Origin of the sequence: Alkalitalea saponilacus (assembly GCF_900168165.1) — a bacterium.
GTDB lineage: Bacteria > Bacteroidota > Bacteroidia > Bacteroidales > Marinilabiliaceae > Natronoflexus > Natronoflexus saponilacus.
Genome location: NZ_FUYV01000065.1, coordinates 1 through 2,022 on the forward strand (window position 1 = coordinate 1; position 2,022 = coordinate 2,022).

Here is a 2,022-nt window from a genome sequence, read left to right on the forward strand (position 1 = left end):
GGAGTGTATTTATCAAGACACTTTTAGAAATGCCCGAGCTGCGTGATGGGAAACTATCATGCGCAGTTCTTAGGGGGCGTAAGCTACCCGATATTCACCCTATACCAGAGACATAGACTACTTAAGCTAACGTAATTGAATGGTCAGAAAAGTGAATAAAATTAGAATAAAACACATATCATTTTACGTTAGTCAGAATTTATTAGAGGAAATATACTGAATTTGTGCAACTTACAACTTGGTTATGGAATAACTATAAATAATCTATTGTGAAGAAAGCAATTATAAATTAAAAAATAATGAAAAGAAACTTTCTGCTTTTTGCGATTCTGCTTTTATTCATTTCAATAAAAGCGCAAGGATTAAAAGTTTTCTATCCATCTGATAACTGCCAAATAAATGATGAGCCACAAAAAGAAATTGAAACCTTTTTAACAAAATCATCGAGGGGTGAACCTAGTGTTTCATTTGCTAATCAAAGTTCTGGGGAAGTTAAAAGTATTGTTCCAAATCAAAAAATGAATCAGGAGCTAGAAATTATTGGTGTTAATAGTCAAAAGGCAATTGTTCCAATTTATAAAGAACCACAAATATTTTTAATTAATAATTTTGCAGACACTATAATTATTTGTGCTGAAGGGACAAGAATAAAAATCCCAAAGGAAAGTTTTGCAATACCTGAAGAATTAGTTTCTAATGGAAATGTTGAACTAAAAGTGACGGAATATTATAAACTTAATGATATAATAAAAGCTAATTTGACAACAACGTCTTATGGTCTTACTCTAGAGACAGGAGGCATTCTTTATGTTGAAGCTTTTGTAAATGGAAAACGATGTCAACTAGCACCAAATAAAAAACTTGGGTTGTGTTTCAAGAACATAGCTCCATATGAAAGTATGCAGATTTTCTCCGGTGAAAAAAAAAGTGAGATTAATTGGATTGATTCATCGTATGCAAGCGGAATTATAGTAGTCGGAGCCGAATCTTTTACAGGTGTGGAACAAGTTAGTATATTTGAGTATATGCCTGAATTTAGAGGTGGTGTAGAAGGTTTACGTTTTTTTTTAAGAAAAAATACAAAATATCCAATTCAAGCATATGAAGCACAGGTACAAGGAAAAGTTATTGTGCGATTTGATGTTGAATTATGTGGAAGTGTTCAAAACATTAGAATTGTTAGGGGAGTTTCTCCTTCTTTAGACTATGAAGCATATCGTGTTGTTAAATCTATGCCAAATTGGAGCACAGCACTTTCTAGAGGTAAATTTCCGCCTGTTGCATATACTATTCCGATTGTATTCCAACTTCCATATCTAGAAGGTAATGAGGTTGTGAAAATTGATAGTACAAATAGAATCATGACATATGAAGAAATGGGAAGGTTGATTGATTATGACACTAGTCTTATAGCTCCTGCTTCAACGAAAGAAAAAGAAAATATGACTGATTATTATTTGTGGACAAGTAAAATGTATTGGATTAATTGTGGTAGATGGATAAATTACAATAATAATAAAAATATTTTTGTGAGTGTTTCGTCAAAGTATGAAACAATAATTGCTGTTTTCAATAATAAGCGTTCTATTGTTGCTGCTCAAATGCTTGACTCCAAGAATATGACACGAAGCTTTTTGGGCTTGCCTCAAGACCAAGAAATAATAGTTATAGGAATCCGCCAAGACGCAAATGGAGTTTTTCTGGGTGTTGTAAAAGAAAAAGCAAATAATCAACACATTGAAATTAATTATCAAAAAGTAGAGGAGTTAGATTTTAAAGAATTACTTGATGAAATTTAATAACTACCACCAACATCGTGTATAAGTAATGGCGGGGGCTGTAGCGTATTCAAGCGTTCTACCTCGCATCAAGTTCATCGTAACTTGACAGGAAAGTGTCCGTAATCCGCCACTACTCATACACGTAAACGTTGTATGTAATCCGACGAAAAAGAAAACAACCCTGTTAACCTATTGCCTTTTAAGACTTAGACGCTGAAAACATAATTGAGAATAGTTAAAA

1 protein-coding gene is annotated in these 2,022 nt (G+C 32.8%); it reads left to right on the forward strand.

Translation table 11 applies throughout. The features are described from left to right. The first annotated feature begins 299 nt into the window (after positions 1–299). Positions 300–1,799, forward strand: coding sequence for an energy transducer TonB (locus tag B5X70_RS17595; RefSeq protein WP_079559211.1), 1,500 nt, complete (start codon positions 300–302; stop codon positions 1,797–1,799). The last annotated feature ends 223 nt before the right edge of the window (positions 1,800–2,022 follow it).